This is a genomic window from Streptomyces sp. RB17 (assembly GCF_009604455.1).
Lineage (GTDB): Bacteria > Actinomycetota > Actinomycetes > Streptomycetales > Streptomycetaceae > Streptomyces.
In genome coordinates this window covers 1-21,024 of record NZ_WEGL01000008.1, presented here as the reverse complement: position 1 = coordinate 21,024, position 21,024 = coordinate 1, and the positions used below count along the sequence as shown (strand labels likewise).

General features: G+C 70.1%; 13 protein-coding genes, 1 tRNA gene and 1 rRNA gene. 3 read left to right on the top strand and 12 right to left on the bottom strand.

Annotated features, from left to right (window positions below; all coding sequences use genetic code 11):
• Nucleotides 1–10 precede the first annotated feature (10 nt).
• Together SRB17_RS31530 and SRB17_RS31525 are read left to right on the top strand one after the other, a co-directional pair.
• The gene (locus SRB17_RS31530) at nucleotides 11–856 is read left to right on the top strand and encodes an Fpg/Nei family DNA glycosylase (protein ID WP_153543603.1); all 846 of its coding nucleotides are present in this window, start codon (nucleotides 11–13) and stop codon (nucleotides 854–856) included.
• A 224-nt stretch (nucleotides 857–1,080) separates the two neighbouring features.
• Nucleotides 1,081–1,845 (top strand): SDR family NAD(P)-dependent oxidoreductase, encoded by a 765-nt coding sequence (locus tag SRB17_RS31525; protein ID WP_153543602.1) that lies wholly within the window; start codon nucleotides 1,081–1,083, stop codon nucleotides 1,843–1,845.
• A 425-nt stretch (nucleotides 1,846–2,270) separates the two neighbouring features.
• Here the strand turns inward: SRB17_RS31525 and SRB17_RS31520 are convergent, their stop codons facing one another.
• From SRB17_RS31520 to SRB17_RS31480, 9 genes are all read right to left on the bottom strand, one after another.
• Entirely contained in the window at nucleotides 2,271–2,741 is a 471-nt protein-coding gene (locus SRB17_RS31520) for a Dps family protein (protein WP_153544045.1), read from the bottom strand.
• A 204-nt stretch (nucleotides 2,742–2,945) separates the two neighbouring features.
• Complete coding sequence (locus SRB17_RS31515) at nucleotides 2,946–3,320, bottom strand: helix-turn-helix domain-containing protein (RefSeq protein ID WP_030178264.1); 375 nt, start codon at nucleotides 3,318–3,320, stop codon at nucleotides 2,946–2,948.
• Between the two features lie 109 nt (nucleotides 3,321–3,429).
• Nucleotides 3,430–3,975 carry a CinA family protein gene (locus SRB17_RS31510; RefSeq protein WP_323376518.1) on the bottom strand — a complete coding sequence of 182 codons (546 nt, stop codon included), beginning with the start codon at nucleotides 3,973–3,975 and terminating at the stop codon, nucleotides 3,430–3,432.
• Nucleotides 3,972–4,730, bottom strand: a complete 759-nt coding sequence (gene pgsA / locus SRB17_RS31505; protein WP_153543601.1) for a CDP-diacylglycerol--glycerol-3-phosphate 3-phosphatidyltransferase — start codon at nucleotides 4,728–4,730, stop codon at nucleotides 3,972–3,974. The genes SRB17_RS31510 and pgsA overlap by 4 nt, the downstream gene beginning before the upstream one ends.
• Entirely contained in the window at nucleotides 4,727–6,199 is a 1,473-nt protein-coding gene (gene rimO, locus SRB17_RS31500) for a 30S ribosomal protein S12 methylthiotransferase RimO (RefSeq protein WP_153543600.1), read from the bottom strand. Before rimO ends, pgsA begins: the two co-directional genes overlap by 4 nt.
• Before the next feature lie 114 nt (nucleotides 6,200–6,313).
• Nucleotides 6,314–7,156, bottom strand: coding sequence for a helix-turn-helix domain-containing protein (locus SRB17_RS31495; RefSeq protein ID WP_323376517.1), 843 nt, complete (start codon nucleotides 7,154–7,156; stop codon nucleotides 6,314–6,316).
• Between the two features lie 281 nt (nucleotides 7,157–7,437).
• Entirely contained in the window at nucleotides 7,438–10,182 is a 2,745-nt protein-coding gene (locus tag SRB17_RS31490) for a DNA translocase FtsK (protein ID WP_153543599.1), read from the bottom strand.
• Between the two features lie 123 nt (nucleotides 10,183–10,305).
• The gene (locus tag SRB17_RS31485) at nucleotides 10,306–10,986 is read right to left on the bottom strand and encodes a response regulator (RefSeq protein ID WP_069778400.1); all 681 of its coding nucleotides are present in this window, start codon (nucleotides 10,984–10,986) and stop codon (nucleotides 10,306–10,308) included.
• A 299-nt stretch (nucleotides 10,987–11,285) separates the two neighbouring features.
• On the bottom strand, nucleotides 11,286–16,745 hold the full coding sequence (locus SRB17_RS31480) for a HAMP domain-containing protein (protein WP_323376516.1): 5,460 nt from the start codon (nucleotides 16,743–16,745) through the stop codon (nucleotides 11,286–11,288).
• Nucleotides 16,746–17,154: 409 nt separating this feature from the next.
• Here SRB17_RS31480 and SRB17_RS31470 point away from each other — a divergent pair, with 409 nt between their 5' ends.
• Nucleotides 17,155–19,914 (top strand): SpoIIE family protein phosphatase, encoded by a 2,760-nt coding sequence (locus SRB17_RS31470; protein ID WP_153543598.1) that lies wholly within the window; start codon nucleotides 17,155–17,157, stop codon nucleotides 19,912–19,914.
• Nucleotides 19,915–19,966: 52 nt separating this feature from the next.
• On the opposite strand, the gene SRB17_RS31465 is transcribed toward SRB17_RS31470, so the two are convergent.
• The 3 genes from SRB17_RS31465 to rrf all read right to left on the bottom strand — a co-directional run bounded on the left by SRB17_RS31465 (nucleotide 19,967) and on the right by rrf (nucleotide 21,021).
• Nucleotides 19,967–20,042, bottom strand: a tRNA-Thr gene (locus SRB17_RS31465).
• Between the two features lie 84 nt (nucleotides 20,043–20,126).
• Nucleotides 20,127–20,789: a DegT/DnrJ/EryC1/StrS family aminotransferase gene (locus tag SRB17_RS31460; protein ID WP_153544037.1), complete on the bottom strand. Its 663-nt coding sequence runs from the start codon at nucleotides 20,787–20,789 to the stop codon at nucleotides 20,127–20,129.
• A gap of 115 nt (nucleotides 20,790–20,904) precedes the next feature.
• Nucleotides 20,905–21,021 (bottom strand): 5S ribosomal RNA (gene rrf, locus SRB17_RS31455).
• Nucleotides 21,022–21,024: the final 3 nt, after the last annotated feature.

Below are 21,024 nucleotides of genomic sequence, written 5' to 3'. Positions count from 1 at the left end.
CCCTTGACGCATGCCCGAAGGTGACACGGTCTGGCAGGCCGCGAGGCGGCTGCACGAGGGCCTCGCGGGCAAGACGCTGACCCGCAGCGACTTCCGGGTGCCGAAGTACGCGACGGTCGACCTCACGGGCCGTACGGTGCTCGGCACGATCCCGCGCGGCAAACACCTGCTCACCCGGTTCGAGGGTGGGCTCAGCCTCCACACGCATCTGCGGATGGAGGGCGCGTGGAAGGTATACGGCACCGGCGAGCGCTGGCGGGGCGGTCCGGCACACCAGATCCGGGCGATCCTCGGCACCGCCGACCGGACGGCCGTGGGCTACCGGCTCCAGGTGCTGGAGCTGCTGCGCACGGGCGAGGAGGAGCGGGTCGTCGGCCACCTGGGCCCCGACCTGCTCGGCCCGGACTGGGACCCCGAGCGCGCCCTCGCCAACCTCCTCGCCGACCCCGGCCGCCCGCTCGGTGAGGCCCTGCTCGACCAGCGCAACCTCGCCGGCATCGGCAACATCTACAAGAGCGAGCTGTGCTTCCTGCTGGGCGTGACCCCGTGGCTGCCGGTGGGCGCACTGCCCGCGGACCGCGCCGAGAAGCTGCCCACGCTCGCCAAGAGGCTCCTGGAGGCGAACCGCGACCGTCCGGTCCGCCAGACCACGGGCCTGCACCGGCACGACCTGTTCGTCTACGGCCGCGCACCCCGCCCCTGCCTGCGCTGCCACACCCCGGTCCGCGTGGCCGACCAGGGCGACGGCTCCCGGGAGCGCCCCACCTACTGGTGCCCCACCTGCCAGCAGGGCCCGGCCCCGGCCTCCGGCTCACCCCAACTCCGGCGAGACCGCCCGCCCCACCGCAGCATCTGAAGCCCCGCCCGCAAGATCCGTCGCCCGTAACCTCTTTCGTGGCGTCGCGAGGGGGCCTCCGGCCTCCGCGGCCGGCCCCAGGTGCCCCGCCCGCCCACCACACATCCCGGCGACGGCGGATCCGTTCCCTCCGACAACCCCGCGCCCCGGCCCGCTCCACCCACGCCAGACCGATCCCGTCCCGCTAATTGACGATCCGTCAGAAACGCTCGTACCGTCGCTGCATGCCCCTCACGGCGTACGACCTCACCGGACGCACCGCCTTCGTCACCGGAGCCGCCGGCGGCATCGGCCGCGCCTCCGCCGTGCTGCTCGCCGAGGCGGGGGCGACGGTGCACTGCGCCGACCGGGACGCGGACGGCCTGCACGGCACTGCCGAGCTGATCGAGAAACGCGGCGGCACGGCCCGTGCCCATGTCCTGGACGTCACCGACCGGGCCCGGCTCGCCGAGGCCGTCCAGTGCTGCGAGCGCCTGGACGTGATGGCGGCGATCGCCGGGATCATGCACAGCAGCCCCGTGCTGGAGACCCGCGACGAGGATCTCGACCGGGTGCTGAACGTCAACTTCAAGGGCGTGCTGTACGCCTGCCAGGAGGCGGCCCGCTCGATGCTGGCCCGTGACACGCGGGGCAGCATCGTCACCATGGCCTCCGGAGCGATCGACACCGGCGGGCCCGGGCTGCTCTGCTACGGCGCGGCGAAGGCGGCCGTGGTCCAGCTCACCAAGACGCTGGCCACCGAGGTCGGCCGGTACGGCATCCGGGTCAATGCGATCGCGCCGGGCTGGATCCGCACCCCGATGACGGACCGCCACGACCGTGCGGCGCAGGCGCACACCGAGAGTGTGATGGCCCGGATGGCGCCGCTGGGCCGGGTCGGTGAGCCGGACGACGTCGCTCACGCGGTGCTTTACCTGGCGTCGGACGCCTCGGCGTTCACCACCGGTCAGATACTTCGCCCGAACGGGGGTGTGGCGATGCCCTGGTAGCGTCCCCCGCCCGCCAGGCTGACACCCAGCGCCCCTTCGGCACGGCCCCCACGGCCTGCCCCCTGGGCACGCAGTGCACGGGCAGCAGGCTCAGCCCCCACCCGCCGGCCGCGATGGCGCCTTCCAGTACGCCCGCGCCCTGACCCAGGGCGATCCGCAGCACGGCCCACCACCACACGGCCCCGAGCCCCAACCCGACAGCCCAGCGCACTGTCCGCGCCACCATGCCCGCCACCACCTCCTGCCGGACGCTAGCCCTCCGCCCGCCCGGCGGGGACGGCGCACCATGGGCTCACCGGTGCACCAGGACGAAACCGAAGGCCGACAGCGGGCATCTGCGGGCTCGGCCCCCGGACCGCAGCCCCCGACCGCAGCCCGGCGCGGGGCACCGGAACAGCACCGGCAACCGATCCCGGCCGAACCGCCTACGCGTTCTCCGCCTGGAACATCCAGTGATGCTTCTCCAGATCCGCCGTGATCCCGATGAAGATGTCCTGGGTCACCGGATCCGGCTCCCCCGTCGCCGCCACCCTCACCCGCATCGCGGCGATCACCGCGCCGAGCGCGTCCACCATCGCCCCGACCGCGTCCCCGTCCTTGATCCAGCCCGCCGGAGTGGTGCCGATACGGCTGCCTGAGGCCACCGTGGCGGCGCGCCCGTCCGGCGGCACGCCCAGGGCCGAGGCCCGCTCGGCCACGGTGTCGGAGTGGGTGCGCGCGGAGGCGACGACCTCGTCGAGCTGGAGGTGGATGGAGCGGAAGCGGGGCCCGACGACGTTCCAGTGGATCTGCTTGGCGACCAGGGAGAGGTCCACCAGGTCGACGAGGGCACCCTGCAACGCCTCGGCCACGGTCTTCAGGTCCCCCTCGGCCAACGGGCTCTTCACGACGTACATCCGCTTCCTCCGGTGCTTCGGCGCCGTCACGTCCCTCCACCATGACCGCACCGACCGAGCCCGGCAAACGGGCACAAAAGTGACAGAAACCACACGCGGGGCCCGTGGGCGGCCGGTAAAGAGAAAACCCCGACCACGCTTCTCGGTCCATCCCGAGAAGCCCGGCCGGGGCCTCACATGTTCGCTAAGCCGCGCACGCGTACGTCACGCTGCGACCACGTCCACCGCCTCCGCGGGTGCCTTGATGGTCACCCGTTCCGGTGGCACACCGGTCACCGACACGGAACCCAGCATCGGACGGACCGGCGTGGGCACGGGCTCGGTGGCCGCGGCGGACTGGGCCAGCTCGGCGAGCGCCAGCTCGTCGCTCACCTCTCGCATGAGTTCCGACATCCGTACGTCCAGCGCGTCGCAGATGGCGGAGAGCAGCTCGGAGGAAGCCTCCTTCTGCCCCCGCTCCACCTCGGAGAGATAGCCGAGTGAGACTCGGGCGGACGAGGAGACTTCGCGCAGAGTACGGCCCTGGCGTTGGCGCTGCCGACGCAGCACGTCACCCAGCAGGCGACGGAGCAGAATCATCGGTGGCTCCCTCCTCGGACCGCGTAGCCGCATCCTTCTCGCCCCACCGTACCGCCTCGCGCTGCGGCCGTGCGGGGAGCGATGTCGTGTTCACTCAGGGCTGCAAACATCAAAACCCCCCGTTCCGTTCCGTATCCTGTGCCCGCTCATTACCGGTCTGTTCGCCCGCAAGCTGCTCCAGGAGCGCCGTGAGTACGCTCCGTACACTCTCCATACGAATTTCCGCACGGCTGCCGTTCAACCGCAGGGCCTCCACTTTTCCGCCAGCGGCAGAACCCGGGCGGTCGGTGAGGGGCCCGTCGACGGCCACGAAGACCGTCCCGACGGGCTTGCCGTCCTGCGGTTCGGGGCCGGCGACGCCGGTGGTCGCGATGCCCCAGTCGGCGCCCAGAACCTTCCGTACGCCGACCGCCATCTGGCTTGCGACCTGCGGATCCACCGCTCCTCGCTGTGCCAGCACAGTGGCGTCGACGCCCAGCAGCCCGTGCTTCAGCTCGGTGGCGTAGGCGGTGACCGAACCCCGGAACACCTTGGACGCTCCGGGGACCGAGGTGATCTCCGCCGCCACCAGGCCACCGGTGAGCGACTCCGCGACGGCGAGGGTCTCGCCCCTCACGGTCAGTAGTCGCACCACTTCGGTGGCCTGCGAGCTCACGCTTCCTTCTCCTCCAACGCCGCCGCGCGCTCGGCGATTCCCCGCCTGCGCAGCACAATGGCTTGTCTCACATAGTCGAGTCCGGTGACGACGGTCAAAACGACAGCCACGGCCATCACCCAGAACCTCAGCGTGGCCAGCCATCCCGTCAGCGCCAGGACATACATCCCGACCGCCACTCCCTGAGTGAGGGTCTTGAGCTTGCCCCCGCGGCTGGCCGGGATCACGCCGTAGCGAATGACCAGAAAACGCAGCAGCGTGATGCCGAGTTCCCGGCCGAGGATCACGGCCGTCACCCACCACGGCAGATCGCCCAGGGCCGACAGACAGATCAGCGCCGCCCCCATGATCGCCTTGTCGGCGATGGGGTCGGCGATCTTCCCGAAGTCGGTGACCAGGTCGTAGGTGCGCGCGAGATGTCCGTCGAACAGGTCGGTGATCATGGCGATGGCGAAGGCCGCCCAGGCCAGCGAGCGCCAGGCCGGGTCGTAGCCGCCGTTCGCCAGCATCAGCGCGACGAAGCCGGGCACCAGGACCAGCCGGAGCATGGTCAGCAGATTGGCCACGTTCCAGACGCTCGCCTGGTTGACGGCCGCGGCCGCGATCTTCCCGCCGCGCGCGGACCTGCCGCCGCTGTCGGGACCTGGGGCAGAACCGGAGACCTCGGACCGAGCGCCGTCGGCGGCGGCGGCGGAACCCCGGGCGCCGTGCGCGCCGGAGGAGCCACCCGCGGCGGATGCCGGGACTCCGGTCATCTGCCCGCCTCCTCACTACACGCGAGCGAGCCGGCCAGCGGCTCGGCCACCAGGTCGACACCTTCCGTACCGACCACCTTCGCCTCGACCATACGTCCGACGCTCAGGCCAGCGCCGCTCGTGAGCAGAACCTGACCGTCGGTCTCGGGCGCCTGGTGCGCCGCACGGCCGTACACGCCCTCTTCCTCGTCGACGGACTCGACCAGGACGCGCACGGTTGCGCCGACGCGCTCCTCGGCGCGCTGCGAGACGAGTTCCTCGGCCAGCCGGGAGATGTGGGCCAGGCGCTCGGCGACGACGTCCTCGTCGAGCTTGTCGTCGTAGGTCGCCGCCTCCGTGCCCTCCTCGTCGGAGTAGCCGAAGACACCGATCGCGTCCAGGCGGGCGCCGTTCAGGAAGCGCTCCAGCTCAGCGAGGTCCGTCTCGCTCTCGCCGGGGAAGCCGACGATGAAGTTGGAGCGCACACCGGCCTCGGGCGCCTTGGAGCGGATCGTGTCGAGCAGCTCCAGGAAGCGGTCGGTGTCGCCGAAGCGGCGCATGGCACGCAGCACGCCGGGCGCGGAGTGCTGGAAGGACAGGTCGAAGTACGGGGCGACCTTCGGGGTGGAGGCCAGCACGTCGATCAGGCCGGGGCGCATCTCGGCCGGCTGCAGATAGCTCACCCGCACCCGTTCGAGGCCGTCGACCTCGGCCAGCTCCGGCAGCAGGGACTCCAGCAGACGGATGTCGCCCAGGTCCTTGCCGTAGGAGGTGTTGTTCTCGGAGACCAGCATGATCTCCTTCACGCCCTGCTCGGCCAGCCACCGCGTCTCGTTGAGCACGTCGCTGGGGCGGCGGGAGATGAAGGAGCCGCGGAAGGACGGGATCGCGCAGAAGGAGCAGCGCCGGTCGCAGCCGGAGGCGAGCTTCACCGAGGCGACCGGGGAGCCGTCGAGCCGGCGGCGCAGGGGCGCGCGGGGGCCGGAGACGGGGGCCACGCCCTCCGGGAGGTCGGCGGGTCCGTGCCCGGGCAGGGCGACGGACACGGCCGACTCCTGCCGCTCGGCCGGGCTGATCGGGAGCAGCTTGCGGCGGTCACGCGGGGTGTGGGCAGCGTGGACGCCGCCGGACAGGATGGTCTGCAGGCGGTCGGAGATGTCCGCGTAGTCGTCGAAGCCGAGCACGCCGTCGGCCTCGGGCAGCGCCTCGGCGAGTTCCTTGCCGTACCTCTCGGCCATGCAGCCCACCGCCACGACGGCCTGGGTTCTCCCGTGGTCCTTGAGGTCGTTCGCCTCGAGGAGGGCGTCGACGGAGTCCTTCTTCGCGGCTTCGACGAAACCACACGTGTTGACCACGGCGACGTCGGCGTCCGCGGCGTCCTCGACGAGCTGCCAGCCGTCCGCCTCCAAACGGCCTGCGAGCTCCTCCGAGTCCACCTCGTTACGGGCGCAGCCGAGTGTGACGAGTGCGACGGTACGGCGTTCAGGCATGGGCTCAAGAGTACTTCGTCTCACCGACAGCCCACGTCGACGGGGTCAGGGCCTCCCGGCAGGACCCTGCCGATCTTGGCCGACCCCGTCACATCCGTTCCGCCTCGGGGCGCCCTACCCCGCGACGGGGTCGCCCTTCGTGTAGGTGAGGCGCTGCACCTGGCCCTGCTGGAAGTTGTCGTCGATCTTCTTGCCGTTGACGTACAGCTCGATCGCGCCGGCGTCGCCGAGGATCAGGTTGATCTTGGAGCTGTCCTGGAAGGTCTTGGACTGGCCCTTGTTCAGCAGCCCGTCGAAGAGCATCCGGCCGTTGTGGTCCTTGGCCGAGATCCAGCTGCGTCCGTTGGGCGCACTGACCTGGACGGTCACCTTGTCCTGGGGCGCGGCGGCGATTGCGCTGTCGGAGGGCTCGGGGCTCGGCGTGGCGGGCTTGTCCTTCTTCGGCGTGGGCGAGGCGGACTTGCTTGCCGCGGACTTGCCGCCACCGGCGACCTGCGACTTCGCGTCGTTGCCGGAGTCGCCGCCCTTGACGGCGGTGAAGCCGACGAAGCCGATCACCACGACGATCGCGGCGACCATGGCGGCGGTCCAGTTCGGCCCGCGCCGCTCGGGCCGGATCCGCTCGGCCTCGAACAGGGGTGCTGCCGGGGTGGGTGCGGGACGGCCGCCGTGCTCGCCGTCGTACTGGGTGATCAGGGGAGCGGGGTCGAGGTGGACGGCCCTGGCCAGCGTGCGGATGTGCCCGCGCGCGTAGACGTCGCCGCCACAGGGGGCGAAGTCGTCCGCCTCTATGGCATGGATGATGGCGATACGGACACGAGTGGCGGTGCTGACATCGTCCACGGTGAGCCCGGCCGCGATCCGCGCCTGCTGCAGGGCGCGGCCCACGGAGACACGGGCTTCCTGGGGCTCGTCTCGGAACGGACGCTCGTCTTCAGGGGAGTTGCCGATGGACACGGGGGGCGCCTTTCGAGCGTGTAGCCACCTGTGCTGGAAGCTCAGTCTAGGGGGGGTACGAAAGGGTGGGGCAACCGGGCGGTCTGACTTTGTCCACCATAGGAATGGCCGGACATTCCTATGATTCGACAGGCAGGTACCCCATGGTGGGACCCCCAACTGTCCTTTCGCTCAACTGGACGTACGACGAAGGGAAACGGTTGCTCGCCGTTCTCTAACAGGTGGATCACGACGGATGCCGCCGCCCGACGTCACCGGCGTCCGCCGGACGGCCCTTCGCCCTACTCCTCAGACTCCCCGCGAATCATGGCGAGCACGCCGTCCAGGTCGTCAGGCTTCACAAGAACGTCACGAGCCTTGGATCCCTCGCTCGGGCCCACGATGTTGCGGGACTCCATGAGGTCCATGAGCCGCCCGGCCTTGGCGAAGCCGACGCGCAGCTTGCGCTGCAGCATGGAGGTCGACCCGAACTGGGTGGAGACGACCAGCTCGGCCGCCTGGCACAGCAGGTCCAGGTCGTCGCCGATGTCCTCGTCGATCTCCTTCTTCTGCTTGCTGCCCACCGTGACGTCGTCCCGGAAGACCGGCGCCATCTGGTCCTTGCAGTGCTGGACGACGACCGCGACCTCGGCCTCGGTGACGAAGGCGCCCTGCATACGGGTCGGCTTGTTCGCGCCCATCGGCAGGAACAGGCCGTCGCCCTTGCCGATCAGCTTCTCGGCGCCGGGCTGGTCGAGGATGACCCGGGAGTCGGCGAGCGAGGACGTGGCGAAGGCCAGCCGGGAGGGCACGTTGGCCTTGATGAGACCGGTGACCACGTCGACCGAGGGGCGCTGGGTGGCGAGGACCAGATGGATGCCGGCGGCGCGCGCGAGCTGGGTGATGCGCACGATCGCGTCCTCGACGTCGCGCGGGGCGACCATCATCAGGTCGGCCAGCTCGTCCACGATCACCAGCAGGTACGGGTACGGCTGCAGCTCGCGCTCGCTGCCCTCGGGCGGCTTGACCTTGCCGTCGCGGATCGCCTGGTTGAAGTCGTCGATGTGCCGGTAGCCGTAGGCCGCCAGGTCGTCGTAGCGCAGGTCCATCTCGCGTACGACCCACTGCAGCGCCTCGGCGGCCCGCTTGGGGTTGGTGATGATCGGCGTGATCAGGTGCGGGATGCCCTCGTACGCGGTCAGCTCGACCCGCTTGGGGTCGACCAGGATCATCCGGACGTCCTCCGGGGTCGCCCGCATCATGACCGAGGTGATCAGGCAGTTGATGCAGGACGACTTGCCGGAGCCGGTGGCACCGGCGACCAGCATGTGCGGCATCTTCGCCAGCGAGTGCATCACGTACCCGCCCTCGACGTCCTTGCCGAAGGCGACCAGCATCGGGTCGTCGTCCTCGGCGGACTCCGCGAGGCGCAGTACGTCGCCGAGGTTGACCATCTCCCGGTCGGTGTTCGGGATCTCGATGCCGACCGCGGACTTGCCGGGGATCGGGCTGATGATCCGCACGTCCGGGCTGGCGACGGCGTACGCGATGTTCTTGGTCAGCGCGGTGATCCGCTCGACCTTGACGGCGGGGCCGAGCTCGACCTCGTAGCGGGTGACCGTCGGGCCGCGGGTGAAGCCGGTGACGGCGGCGTCGACCTTGAACTCGGTGAAGACCTGGGTGAGCGAGGCGACGATCGCGTCGTTGGCCTCGCTGCGCGCCTTGCCGGGGCCGCCGCGGGTGAGCAGGTCCAGCGACGGCAGCGCGTAGGTGATGTCCCCGGCAAGCTGGAGCTGCTCGGCGCGCGGCGGCAGGTCGCGGGGCTCCTCGGGGGCCTTCTTGGTCAGGTCGGGGACCACTCCGGCCGTGAGCTTCTCCTGCTTGGGGCGCGCGGCCGGGACCGGCGACGGCGTGGGAGCCGGCGCGGGCACGGGGGTCGGTACCGGTGTGGTCTCCTCGCGGTCGCCCACGCTGACGCCCTGGGTGAGGTCCGCGACCAGCGGGGAGGGCGGCATGCCGTGCAGCACCGCGCCGTCGAGCGCAGCGGCGGCCGCCGCTGCGACGTCCACGGCGTCCATCCGGCGCTGCGGATCCGGCTGGGGCACCGCGGAGCGCCGGGGGCGTCCGCGGCGCTGCGACAGCGCCTCCTCCTCGGCGCTGTCGGGGTCGTAGGACTGAGGGGCGGACGGGCGCTTACGGGGGCGCGCGGGCAGCGCCTCGCGCCACTGCTCGTCGTAGCGCTCGTCGTCCTCGGAGAACTCGTCCGCCTCGTGGTCGTGGAGCACGCCGAGGCGTACGCCGAGCGCCCGCAGCCGCTGCGGGATCGCGTTGACCGGGGTGGCGGTCACCACGAGCAGCCCGAAGAGCGTCAGGAGCACCAGCAGCGGTACGGCGAGCACGTCGCTCATGGAGTACGTCAGCGGGGTGGCCGCCGCCCAGCCGATGAGGCCGCCGGCATCCCTTATGGCCTGCATGCCGTCGCTGCGGGCGGGCGAGCCACAGGCGATGTGGACCTGCCCGAGCACGCCGATGACGAGCGCGGACAGGCCGATCACGATCCGCCCGTTTGCCTCCGGCTTCTCCGGGTGGCGGATGAACCGTACGGCGATCACCGCGAGCAGTATCGGCACCAGCAGGTCGAGCCGGCCGAAGGCGCCGGTGACGAGGATCTCCACCAGACCGCCGACGGGGCCCTTCAGGTCGGCCCAGGTGCCGGCGGCGACGATCAGCGCGATGGCGAACAGCAGCAGTGCGATGCCGTCCTTGCGGTGGGCCGGATCGAGATTCCTGGCGCCCTGCCCTATGCCGCGGAAGACGGCGCCGACGGCGTGCGCGAGACCCAGCCAGAGGGCGCGCACGAGCCGGTACACGCCCCCGGTGGGGCTGGGCGCAGGCTTCGGCGGCGCGGCCTTTCTGGCCGGGGCCTTCTTGGCGGGCGCCTTCTTGGCCGGGGCCTTCTTCGCTGCGGCCTTCTTCGCCGGAGCCTTCGAGGGAGCGGCCGCCTTCTTGGCGGGCCGCTTCTTGGCTGCGGAGGGACGTGAGGCCATGGGTGTGAGGTTACCGGGGGAGACGACAGCGGACACGTGTGCCCACAGCTTCACCCGTTCGTGTCGCCCTTGGCGGACACCGGAACTGACGCACGCTCATGGGCAACCGCCGCCCGGGCGTCGTCAGTTCTGCGCCGGCACCGACGAGCCGCCGGGGCCGGCGCCCGGCTCCAGGGCGTCGAGCGCGCGCCGCAGCCCGGTGAGTTTGCGCTCCAGATGCGCCGCCGTGGCCACCGCGGCCGCGTCCGCCGAATCGTCGTCCAGCTGCTTGGACAGGGCCTCGGCCTGCTCCTCGACGGCCGCGAGCCGCGCGGACAGCTCGGCGAGCAGACCCGCGGACTCCTTGCCACCGACCGCGCCCTTGCCGCCGCCCTCCAACTGCAGCCGCAGCAGTGCCGCCTGCTCCCGGAGCTGGCAGTTCTTCATGTACAGCTCGACGAACACCGAGACCTTCGCGCGCAGCACCCACGGGTCGAAGGGCTTGGAGATGTAGTCGACCGCGCCCGCCGCATAGCCCCGGAAGGTGTGGTGCGGGCCGTGGTTGATCGCCGTGAGGAAGATGATCGGGATGTCCCGCGTCCGCTCGCGCCGCTTGATGTGGGCGGCGGTCTCGAATCCGTCCATGCCCGGCATCTGGACGTCCAGCAGAATGACCGCGAAATCGTCCGTGAGCAGTGCCTTGAGCGCTTCCTCCCCGGACGATGCCCGCACCAGCGTCTGATCGAGCGCCGAGAGGATCGCCTCCAGCGCCAACAGATTCTCCGGCCGGTCATCGACCAGGAGGATCTTGGCCTTCTGCACCATGGCCCGCCCTCCTCGCCCCGGCGGTACACCGGGCGCCGCCCCAGGGGACGACTCCCTTTCGCCGCCCGTCCTTGTGCCGGTCATCGTAGCCGCACCCCGCCCGTCGCCACACCCTGTCACCGCGATGTCACTGTGCACGTACCGGAAACGCGGCAGGGGCCGGGATGGTTCCCGGAATCCCGCATTCCTATACGTTCGCAGGCCACCTTAGGCCGTACGTTCGCCCTCACCTCAACCGGACAACTCCCGACCCACGCCAAGGGTTCCCCACATATTCACATCCCGGTGCGCCGATCTCGTCACTTCCCACCCATCCACTGCTGCATCACGGCAAGCAGGTGATCCGGGTCGACCGGCTTGGTCACGTAGTCCGAGGCGCCGGACTCGATCGCCTTCTCCCGGTCGCCCTTCATCGCCTTCGCGGTCAGCGCGATGATCGGCAGCCCGGCGAACTGCGGCATCCTGCGGATCGCCGTGGTCGTCGCATACCCGTCCATCTCGGGCATCATGATGTCCATCAGCACGACGGCCACGTCGTCGTGCTGCTCCAGCACCTCGATGCCCTCACGGCCGTTCTCGGCGTACAGCACCGACAGGCCGTGCTGCTCCAGGACGCTGGTCAGCGCGAACACGTTGCGGATGTCGTCGTCGACGATCAGCACCTTCTCGCCGCCGAACCGCACCCCGCGCGCGGACTGTGGCGCGCTCTCCTGCTCGGGCACCGCCGACCACGCCTCGGACCGCGGCTCGCCCTCGGGCAGACCCCGGCGCCGGCGCCGGAAGAGCGCAGCGGGACCGTTCTGCGTCTCCCGGTACGACTTCACCTCGGCCGGCATCTCGATCTCCACGGCGGACAGCTCCGAGGACTGCCTGGCCTCGGAGGCCAGCAGCTCACCCGCCTCCAGCGGAGGCGCGGACTGCTGGTAGCCCTGCGGCGGCAGCTCACTCGGGTGCAGCGGCAGGTACAGCGTGAACGTCGAACCGCGCCCCGGTTCACTCTGCGCGTGGATCTCACCGCCGAGCAGCTGCGCGATCTCCCGGGAGATCGACAGGCCGAGGCCGGTGCCGCCGTACTTGCGGCTGGTCGTACCGTCCGCCTGCTTGAACGCCTCGAAGATCACCCGCATCTTGCTGGCCGCGATCCCGATGCCGGTGTCCGTCACCGAGAACGCGATCAGCGGCGCGTCCGGATCGGTCAGCGAACCGGCCTCCAGCAGCTGCTCCCGGATGCCCACCGGCACGTCCGCACCGGCCGGCCTGATCACCAGCTCCACCGACCCGGAGTCGGTGAACTTCACCGCGTTCGAGAGCAGGTTGCGCAGCACCTGCAGCAGCCGCTGCTCGTCGGTGTGCAGCGTCGGCGGCAGCTCCGGGGAGACCCGTACGGACAGGTCCAGGCCCTTCTCCGCGGTCAGCGGCCGGAAGGTGGCCTCCACGTAGTCCACGAGCTGCACGAGCGCGATACGCGTCGGGGAGACGTCCATCTTGCCCGCCTCGACCTTCGACAGGTCGAGGATGTCGTTGATCAGCTGGAGCAGGTCGGAGCCGGCGCCGTGAATGGTCTCGGCGAACTCCACCTGCTTCGGGGAGAGGTTGCCCTCGGCGTTGTCGGCGAGCAACTTGGCCAGAATCAGCAGCGAGTTGAGCGGCGTACGCAGCTCGTGCGACATGTTGGCGAGGAACTCGCTCTTGTAGCGCATCGACACCGCGAGTTGCTCGGCACGCTCCTCCAGGACCTGCCGGGCCTCCTCGATCTCGGTGTTCTTCACCTCGATGTCGCGGTTCTGCCGGGCCAGCAGCTCGGCCTTCTCCTCCAGTTCGGCGTTGGAGGCCTGCAGCGCCTTCTGCCGGTTCTCCAACTCTGCCGACCGCTCCCGCAGTTGCTCGGTCAGCTCCTGCGACTGCTTCAGCAGCAGCTCCGTCTTGGTGTTGACCGAGATGGTGTTGACGCTGGTCGCGATCATCTCGGCGATCTGGTTGAGGAAGTCCTTCTGGATCTGCGTGAACGGCGTGAAGGAGGCCAGCTCGATCACACCGAGCACATTGCCCTCGAACAGCACCGGCAGCACGATCACCTGCGCCGGCGGAGCCTCGCCGAGCCCGGAGGAGATCTTCAGATAGCCGCTGGGCGCGTTCTCCACCAGGATCGTGCGCCTCTCCTCGGCGGCCGTGCCGACCAGCGCCTCACCGGGCCGGAACGACGTCGGCATGGAGCCCATCGAGTAGCCGTACGAACCCAGCATCCGCAGCTCGTAGTTGTCCTCGCCGTCGCCGGCGTCCTTGCCCTCCATGAGCGGCATCGCCAGGAAGAACCCGCCGTGCTGCGCGGACACCACCGGCGTCAGCTCGCTCATGATCAGCGAGGCCACGTCCTCCAGGTCCCGGCGGCCCTGCATGAGGCCGGAGATACGGGCCAGGTTGCCCTTGAGCCAGTCCTGCTCCTTGTTGGCGATCGTGGTGTCGCGCAGGTTGGCGATCATCTTGTTGATGTAGTCCTGCAGTTCCTGGATCTCGCCGGACGCGTCGACGTCGATCTTCAGGTTCAGGTCGCCGCGGGTCACCGCGGTCGCCACGCGCGCGATGGCACGCACCTGCCGGGTCAGGTTCCCGGCCATCTCGTTCACCGACTCGGTCAGGTCCCGCCAGGTGCCGTCGACGTCACGCACGCGTGCCTGGCCGCCGAGCTGCCCTTCGGTGCCCACCTCGCGGGCCACGCGCGTGACCTCCTCGGCGAAGCTGGACAGCTGGTCGACCATCGTGTTGATCGTCGTCTTCAGCTCGAGGATCTCGCCGCGCGCGTCAATGTCGATCTTCTTCGTCAGGTCACCCTTGGCGATCGCCGTGGTCACCATGGCGATGTTCCGCACCTGGCCGGTCAGGTTGGACGCCATCTGGTTCACCGACTCGGTGAGGTCCTTCCAGGTGCCGGCCACACCCGGCACGTGCGCCTGACCGCCCAGGATGCCGTCCGTACCCACCTCACGGGCCACCTTGGTGACCTGGTCGGCGAACGAACTCAGCGTCTTCACCATGATGTTGATCGTGTCGGCGAGCTGCGCGACCTCACCACGGGCCTCGATCGTCACCTGCCGCGTCAGGTCACCGTTGGCGACGGCCGAGGCGACCTGGGAGATGTTCCGCACCTGCATCGTCAGGTTGTTGGCCATCAGGTTGACGTTGTTGCTCAGGTCCTTCCAGATGCCGGTGACGCCCGGCACGGTCGCCTGACCGCCCAGGATGCCCTCGGTGCCCACCTCACGGGCCACCCGGGTCACCTGCTCGGCGAAACTGGACAGCTGATCAACCATGGTGTTGACCGTCGTGACGAGCTCAAGGATCTCGCCCTTCGCGTCAACAGTGATCTTCTTCGACAGGTCACCCTTGGCGACCGCGGTCGTGACCTCGGCGATGTTGCGCACCTGGATCGTCAGGTTGTTCGCCATGAAGTTCACGGACTGCGTGAGGTCCTTCCAGGTGCCGGAGACCCCCTGCACCTCGGCCTGACCGCCCAGGATGCCCTCCGTACCCACCTCACGGGCCACCCGGGTGACCTCCTGGGCGAACGACGACAGCTGGTCCACCATCGTGTTCAGGGTGTTCTTCAGCTCCAGGATCTCCCCGCGCGCGTCCACGGTGATCTTCTGGGAGAGGTCACCGCGGGCCACGGCCGTCGCGACCTGCGCGATGTTGCGGACCTGGGCCGTCAGGTTGCCGGCCATGCCGTTCACGGAGTCGGTCAGGTCCCGCCACACGCCGGCCACACCGGGCACCTGCGCCTGACCCCCGAGCCGGCCCTCCGTACCCACGTCCCGGGCGACCCGGGTCACCTGGTCGGCGAAGGCGGACAGCTGATCAACCATCGTGTTGATCGTGTTCTTCAGCTCAAGGATCTCGCCGCGCGCGTCAACATCGATCTTCTGCGACAGGTCGCCGCGCGCCACGGCCGTCGTCACCTGGGCGATCTGCCTCACCTGGGAGGTCAGGTTGCCGGCCATGAAGTTGACGGAGTCCGTCAACTCCTTCCACGTGCCCGACACGCCGTCCACCCGGGCCTGACCGCCCAGCCGTCCCTCCGTACCCACGTCCCGGGCCATCCGGGTGACCTGGTCGGCGAAGCTCGACAACTGGTCCACCATCGTGTTCACGGTGTTCTTCAGCTTCAGCATCTCGCCGGAGACGTCGACCGTGACCTTCTGGGAGAGGTCGCCGTTGGCCACCGCCGTGGTCACCTGGGCGATGTTGCGCACCTGTCCGGTGAGGTTGCGGAACGCGGTGTTGACGGAGTCGGTCAAGTCCTTCCATGCGCCGGCCGCGCCCGGCACCTGCGCCTGGCCGCCCAGCTCACCCTCGACACCGATCTCCCGCGCGACCCGTGTCACCTCGGCACCGAACGCCGAGAGCTGGTCAACCATCCCGTTGACGGTGTTCTTCAGCTCCAGCATCTCGCCGGCCACGTCGACCGTGACCTTCTGCGACAGATCACCGTTGGCCACGGCCGTCGTCACCGTGGCGATGTCCCGCACCTGCGTGGTCAGGTTCCGGAAGACCGTGTTGACGGAGTCCGTCAGGTCCTTCCAGGTACCGGCGGCGCCCGGCACGTTCGCCTGGCCGCCGAGCCGGCCCTCCGCGCCGACCTCGTTCGCCACGCGCGTGACCTCGTCCGCGAAGATCCGCAGCGTCTCGGTCATCTGGTTGATCGTCTCGGCGAGCTGCGCCACCTCGCCACGCGCCGGAACCGTCACCTTCTGCGACAGATCACCATTGGCGACAGCCGTCGTGACCTGCGAGATCCCACGTACCTGGGCGGTCAGGTTGCCCGCCATCGTGTTGACGGAGTCGGTCAGTTCCTTCCACACCCCGGCCACGCCCGGCACCTGCGCCTGACCGCCCAGGATGCCCTCGGTGCCCACCTCACGGGCGACCCGGGTCACCTCGACGGAGAAGGACGACAGCTGCTCCACCATCGTGTTGACGGTGTTCTTCAGCTCCAGCATCTCGCCGGCGACCTGCACGGTGACCTTGCGTGACAGGTCACCCCGGGCGACCGCCGTCGTCACCAGCGCGATGTCGCGCACCTGGGCGGTCAGCTGCCGCGCCATGGTGTTGACAGACTCGGTCAGGTCCTTCCACGAACCGGACATACCACGCACCCTGGCCTGGCCGCCGAGCTTGCCCTCGGTGCCGACCTCGCTGGCCACGCGCGTGACCTCGTCCGTGAACGTCGACAGCTGGTCGACCAGGTTGTTGACGGTACGTCCGACCTTCAGGAACTCGCCCCGCAGTGGATGCCCGGTGCCGCCGTCCAGAGCCTGCGTCCGCAGCTCCATCCGCGGCGACAGATCACCCTCGGCGACCGCCGTGAGCACGCGGCCGACCTCCGACACCGGCCACACGAGATCGTCGACGAGCGCGTTGGAGGCGTCGATCGCGGACGCCCAGGAGCCCTCGCAGGCCCCCGTCTCCAGCCGCTCCGTGAGCTTTCCCTCACGTCCCACCATGCGCCGCACCCGAGACAGCTCACCGGTCAGATGCAGGTTGCGGTCGGCCACCTCGTTGAAGACGGCCGCGATCTCCGACATCACACCGTCCCCGGAGACGGTGAGCCGTTTGCGGAAGTTCCCGTCCCGCATCGAGACGAGCGCCGCCAGCAGCCGGTTCAGGGCAGCCGTGTCCACGGCGGTGGTCTCGCCGCGCCCGCCCAGGGACGGTCCGCCTTTCGCGCGCGTCTTCGTACCACGCGTCGCCGCGCCAGACTCCACTGTGTCCCTCCCGGAGGGGTAGACCGTTACTGCTGTGCTCGGCCGCTTCGGCCCGGCGTGCCGCTGATCGGCATACCGGTTACTTCCGCGTACCCGTTACTGCTGCGTATTTCTGCCAGACGAGATCCGGCCACACCAGAGGCTGCTGCCCGCCGTACACGGAACACACGCAGGCTGACCCGACCTTCATCAGAAGCTTGCCCAGTGTTTCACCCCCGCCGAACCAGGCCATAACAGTTCGGCAGCTTCGCACATCGTCCGCACACCCTGGGGGGTAAACACCGGCGACCGGCATCCGCTCGGACCGCGAAGGTAAGTAACCTTGCATGCGGCTGTCCAGCCGCACCGGTGCGACCGGTCTGGGCGGTGGCACGAGAACGAGCGGGCATCGGAGGGGCGGCCGCAGACCATGACCACCGGAGTCATCCCCGGGGGACAGCCCCCGGAGCCACAGCGGGCGGGCGAGCTGATGCCGCAGCAGCGGAGCGAGCCGCCCGGCTGCGCAGCCCTGCCCGACGACAACCGGCCGAGGAGTTCTGTGATCACCGCGCGCGCGGCCGCCACCTTCGAGCCCGTCGGGCGATCGGTCGCGACCGCCCGGTCCTTCGTCCGCGACACCCTCCAGGGCTGGGGCTTCGCCGACATCGTCGACGACGCCGTGGTCCTCACGAGCGAGCTGGTGACCAACGCGGTCGTCCACGCGGGCACGCACGCGGACGTCCTGTGCCTGCGCACCGCGGACGGTGTGCGCATCGAGGTGTCCGACCGCTACCCCGAGCGCGAGGTCCCCCTCCAGAACGCCGCCGCCACCATGGGCAGCCCCGACCGCGAGGGCGGCCGCGGCCTGCAGCTGTGCGCGGCCCTGGCCACCCGCTGGGGCGTGGACTACACGCCCACCCACAAGAACGTCTGGTTCCAGCTCAACCTGCCCGAACGTCCGGTCGGCACCCGCACCGCCGGCCCGCCCCTGCCCGCCGACCTGCTCCCGCTGGCCGACGGCCGGGTCCGCGTCGCCGTCCTCCAGGTCGACCGCAAGGGAGCCATCACCTCCTGGAACGAGGACGCCGAAGAACTGTTCGGCTATCCGGCCACCGAGGTCATCGGCAGGCCCCTCACCGAACTGGCGGCCTGGCCGCACACCCCGGGCACCGGCACCGGAGTGGCCGAGGCCCTGCAGCTCTCCCGCTGGGAGGGCAGTTACGGCATCCGTGGCGCCGACGGCAAGGTGGCCTCGGTGTACGCCTCCCACCTCAGGGTCCGCGACACCGGCGGCGAACCCTCGACCGTCTGCCTCCTGGTCCGCGACGACGAGCGCGCCGTCCTGCAGAGCCCGTCGCGCGTCCCGGCAGGCGACCAGCCGCAGACCTCCGACGGCCAGAGCACCGACCCCTTCGAGGTCTTCATCGGCTCCCCCGCCCCGGACGACCTCGACGGCCTCCTGCAGCGCACGGTGGAGCGGGCCCGCGACATGCTCGACGCCGACTCCGCATTCCTGCTGCTGGCCACCGACGACGAGACCGAGCTGGAGGTCCGCGCCTCCACCGGCCTGCCCTCCGCCCGTCAGCGCTTCGCACGCGTGCCCGTCGAGGCCGGCCCCGGCCGCTACGGATCCGCGCGCATGCCGGCCGTCCACGACGACCTCATGTCCGTCCCCGGCGCCGTACCGCTGCTCTCCGGCACCGGGATGCGCTCGGTCGTCACGGTCCCGCTGAAGGTCGAGGGCCGCCTCACCGGCTCGCTCGGCGTCGCGGCCGAGTCACCGGGCCGGTACTCCAACGAGGAGGCGCTGCGTCTGCAGTTCGCCGCCGACCGGATCGCCCTGGCCGTCGAGTCGGCCCGCCTGGGCGAGCTCGAGCGGCTGCGCCGCGGCTCCCTGAGCTTCCTGGTCGAGGCCTCCGACCTGCTGGCCGGCACCCTGGACCGCGACCAGACGCTGGCCCTGATGGCCCAGATGACGGTTCCCACCCTGGCCACCTGGTGCGCCGTCTATACGATCGCCGACCAGGCCTCCGAGCCGTACCTGTCGTACGTCCTGCACGAGGACGAGGAGCTCATCGACGGCATCAAGTCGCTGCTGTCGAAGATCCCGCCGCCGGACCCGGTACCGACCCCCGGCGCCCGGGTCTGGACCACGCCCGCCGAGGTCGCCCACCAGGCGGCCCTGCGCACCTCCATGCGCAGCCTCGGCCTCTCCGGCGGCCCCACGCACCGGGTCGCCTCGAGCATCGGCCCCACCCTCGCCACGGCCTCCGCGGTCGGCGGCGAGACGGTCGTCCTGCCGCTCGTGGCCCGCAACCGCGTCATCGGCATGCTGACCCTCGGCAAGCCGACCGACGAACACTTCCGCCAGGAGATCCTGGAACTGGCCGAGGACTTGTCCCGCCGGGCCGCGCTCGCCCTGGACAACGCCCGCCTCTACTCGGAGCGCACGGCCATCAGCCAGTCTCTCCAGCGCAGCCTGCTCCCTCCGGGCTTGCCGCAGATCGACGGCGTCGAGGTGGAGGTCATCTACCGCGCGGCCGGCGAGGGCAACGAGGTCGGCGGCGACTTCTACGACCTCTTCCCGATCGGCAACGGCGCCTACGGCTTCGCCATCGGCGACGTCTGCGGTACGGGCCCGAACGCGGCGGCGGTCACCGGTCTGGCCCGGCACGCTCTGCGCCTGCTGGCCCGCGAGGGTCTGTCCGGACCGGCGGTCCTGCAGCGCCTGAACTCCGCGATCCTCGACGAGGGCGACCGCAGCCGCTTCCTGACTCTCCTCTACGGCGAGATGCGCCCGCAGGAGGACGGCAGCGCCGAGCTGAAGGTGGTCTGCGCCGGCCATCCGCTCCCGCTGCGCCTGCGCCAGGACGGCACGGTGACGCCGGCCGCCGAACCGCAGCCGCTGCTGGGCGTGATCGAGGACCTGGAGCTGCACGAGGAGACCGTCACCCTCGACCCCGGTGACGTACTGCTCTGCGTCACGGACGGCGTCACCGAACGCCGTGAGGGGGCGCGCATGCTGGGCGACGACGGCCTCGCCGACGTCCTCACCACGTGCACGGGTCTGACGGCCGGCGCGGTCGCCGCGCGCATCATGCGGGCGGTGGAACGCTTCGCGTCGGACGCCCCGTCGGACGACATGGCGATCCTGGCGATGCGCGTTCCGGGAATCCACAAGGAGGCCTGAGCCGGCATCAGGCACGAAAAAGGCCCCACCCGGAAGGGTGAGGCCTTTTTGCTGGAGCCCCCAAACGGAATCGAACCGTTGACCTTCTCCTTACCATGGAGACGCTCTGCCGACTGAGCTATAGGGGCCGGTCGTTTTCGAGGTTTCCCTCGCGGCGACGAAGAAACTCTACCTCGAGCGGGCCCGAGTTCCCAAATTAGTTCGGAACCCGCTCAGTAGGCGGGCTGCAGCAGTCCGCCGAGCGCGTTGCAGGCCGAGACGACCCGCTGCATCTCCCGCTTGGTGAGCGAGGCGTCGACGGGCAGCGTCAGCGTCTCGTCGGCGGCCTGCTCGGTCTCCGGCAGGGACACGCACCGACGGAACTCCGGCAGCCGGTGCACAGGCGTCTTGACCGGCACCCGGCACTCGACTCCCTTGGCCCGCAAGGCCATCGCGAAAGCGTCCCGGTCCGGCCGGCCGTTCCCCGGCACCCGCACGACGTACTGCTGGTAGGTGTGCCCGTCACCGCCGTCCGGAGTCCGTACACCCTTGAGCTTGCCGTCGAGGTAGGCGGCCCGTTCCCTGCGCTGCGCTATCTCGTCGTACGGCACCTCGGACTCGCCCTGCTCCAGCACCAGGACCCCGTGCCGCTGCCCGAGCGCGTGCAACCGCCGCAGATCGGCCCACCGTCCGAAGCGGTGTACGACAACGACCGCGGCGGTACGCGGAGTTACGGCTGCCTCGACAGCGCCGGGGTCCAGGCAGTAGGTGACCGGGTCTATGTCGGCGAACACGGGAAGCGCGCCGGCCAGCGTCACGGCCTCGGCGACCTCGACGTTCCCGAAGGCCGGTACGACGACCTCGTCACCCACGCCGACGCCGGCGGCCCTGAGCATTGCAGCAGTTCCCATGTGCTGGATGCTCGGCGCGCAGGGTGAACGACACGTTAAGCAAAACGTAAAAAGGTCGGACCCCGAACCGAAGTTCAGGATCCGACCTTTTAGAAGAATTGTTCGGCGGTGTCCTACTCTCCCACAGGGTCCCCCCTGCAGTACCATCGGCGCTGTGAGGCTTAGCTTCCGGGTTCGGAATGTAACCGGGCGTTTCCCTCACGCTATGACCACCGAAACA